This is a genomic window from Sulfitobacter sp. HI0129 (assembly GCF_001635395.1).
In the GTDB taxonomy this organism is placed as follows: domain Bacteria; phylum Pseudomonadota; class Alphaproteobacteria; order Rhodobacterales; family Rhodobacteraceae; genus Sulfitobacter.
The window spans coordinates 1-423 of record NZ_LWGH01000946.1; the positions used below are offsets into that span (position 1 = coordinate 1).

General features: G+C 62.4%; 1 protein-coding gene. It reads left to right on the forward strand.

The genetic code is table 11. From position 1 onward, the window contains the following. Positions 1-329 (forward strand): thiamine pyrophosphate-dependent enzyme (locus A3764_RS21165; protein ID WP_236628286.1); only part of this gene is annotated, 329 nt, incomplete at its 5' end. Positions 330-423: the final 94 nt, after the last annotated feature.

Here is a 423-nt window from a genome sequence, read left to right on the forward strand (position 1 = left end):
TCATCGTGTCGAACAACGCGGCATGGAACATCGAACGCTACGATCAGGAGTTCAACTACGGTGGCCGCGTCGTCGGTACCGAATTGCGCCATTCCGATTACGCCGCCATGGCGCGTGCCCTTGGCGCGCATGGCGAAAGGGTGGAGGACCCGGCCCAACTGAAGGACGCACTGCGCCGCGCCCTTGAAAACGCGCCCGCCGTGATCGACGTCGTTACCTCGCAGGGGGTATCGTCGTCGGACGCGCAGAAAGGGCTGGGCTTCGTGCCGGATTACCAGCCGCTCACCGCGTGGGACGATGCGGAACGAAAGCGGCGTGGACTGAGCTGAGGAACGGAGGAAGGACAGCGATCACCGGAATTCGGCAGGATCGATGCCATAGGATTTTATCTTCGAATAGGCCGTGGTCGGCGCAATGCCGAGG